General features: G+C 48.0%; 1 protein-coding gene. It reads left to right on the top strand.

What is annotated here, in order from left to right; genetic code table 11:
* Positions 1-1,977, top strand: a 1,977-nt coding sequence (locus R8269_RS23575; RefSeq protein WP_318222699.1) for an ABC transporter permease, incomplete at both ends; no start/stop codon positions are given.

The following is a 1,977-nucleotide window of genomic DNA, read 5'->3' as shown; positions in this document are numbered from 1 at the left end:
GAACTTGATGCTCGTTGGCATCGATCCTGTCGCAATGATCCCCCTTCAGCACGGCAAGTCACTTAATGAGATGCCCGTTCTCTCCTTGATGAAGCCGCCGTATCCGATCTTGATCAGTCAAGATTTGGCGTCTTACATGAACTGGCAAGACGGCGACTTTATTGAGTTGAATGACGGCAGCCGTCTTGGTCCTGTTCAAGTGGATCAAAACAAGCTCTTATCAGGTACACGTTTAGTTACCGACATTTCTTTATTAAGAATGTTGAAGCGAAGCTCGGGCCTTTCAGCGATTTCATGTGGCGAGATGCCAGAAGAAAAACTGATCGCATTAAAAAACATACTGCCAAATGGCATGACCTTGGTACGAAACACTCGTACTGAGCTTGAATCTTTGACCAAAGCATTCCACATGAACCTAACCGCGATGGGGATGTTGTCGTTTTTGGTTGGACTGTTCATCTTCTATCAAGCGATGTCATTGTCTTTTATTCAGCGTCAGCGATTAGTCGGCATTTTGCGTCAAACCGGTGTGAATGGAACCCAATTGGCGCAAGCGCTATTACTTGAGCTCTCGATCCTCGTTTTGGTCGCTTGGGCTTGCGGTAACTTCTTTGGACTCATGTTGGCGAACGAGTTGATCCCTGCAGTATCTTCCAGTTTGAGCGATCTATATGACGCCAACGTTGGCCTTACTATCGGTTGGTCGTGGCAGTCGAGTTTATACAGTTTGATTATGTCGGCAATGGGCGCTCTGATTTCCTGTTTGTGGCCACTGATTCGATTGTTGAAATCGCAACCAATTCGTTTGTCTTCGCGTTTATCGTTAATGCGCTTTGCAGGAAGAGAATTTTCTTGGCAAGCATTGGCGGCATGTGCTTTCTGTGTAGCCGCGGTTGCGGTTTACCAAGCACCTAAAACGCAAGAGACGGGTTTTGCCATTATCGCATTGATGTTGGTGAGTGTGGCTCTATTCATGCCGTTTTTGATGTGGCACATGTTCCAAAGCTTCTCATACACGTTACGCTGGGTTCGTGTGCGTTGGTTCTTTGCTGATGCGGCGGCAAGCATGAGCTATCGTGGTGTCGCAACCATGGCGTTTATGTTGGCACTCGCTGCGAATATTGGTGTTGAGACCATGGTGGGTAGCTTTAGAGACACCACTGACAAATGGTTAAGCCAACGCTTGGCCGCAGATATCTACATTTATCCAACAAACAACTCGGCTGGGCGAATGAGCGCATGGTTACAAGATCAGCCAGAAGTTGAATCGGTTTGGTGGCGCTGGGAAAAAGATGTTCCTACCGAGCATGGCGCGTTGCAAGTGGTCAGCACAGGCCCTTCTGAAGGGGAGCTAGATTCGCTAACGGTTAAGCTGGGTGTTCCAAACTACTGGTATCAGCTGCATCAAACTAAGAGCTTGATGGTCAGTGAATCTATGGCTCTCAAACTGGATATTCGTCCGGGCGATTACATTGATCTGCAAGCGCCACTGGGTGAAGGTTGGCAAGTCGTGGGTGTGTACTACGATTATGGCAACCCATACAACCAAGTGATGATGTCACACCGAAACTGGCTTTATGCGTTTGCCGGAACGGGCAACGTAGGGTTAGGCGTATTGCTGAAAGACAGCGTGAATGGGGAAGGGTTGAAGAATCGTTTAGAAAATGTCTTCCGATTGCCACAAGACCGCGTATTCGACAACAGCAATATCTACAATCAAGCCATGAGAGTATTTGATCACACGTTCGCAATCGCTGGCACGCTAGGCAACATTACTCTTATCATTGCTGTATTTGGTCTTTTCTTTGCAACCCTAGCAGGAGAACTCTCTCGTCAAAGACACTTCTCGCTGCTGAGATGCATGGGTGTTTCTGGCAAAGAGTTGGTTGCCTTGGGGGGCTTGCAACTGTTCGCCTTTGGTGCCATTTCTGCGATTATTGCAGTACCGTTAGGATTGGCCTTGGCCCACCTAATTGT

This window comes from Vibrio sp. Vb0667 (genome assembly GCF_033391095.1).
The sequence above is the reverse complement of the archived record's forward strand: the minus strand, read 5'-3'. Positions and strand labels throughout refer to the sequence as shown.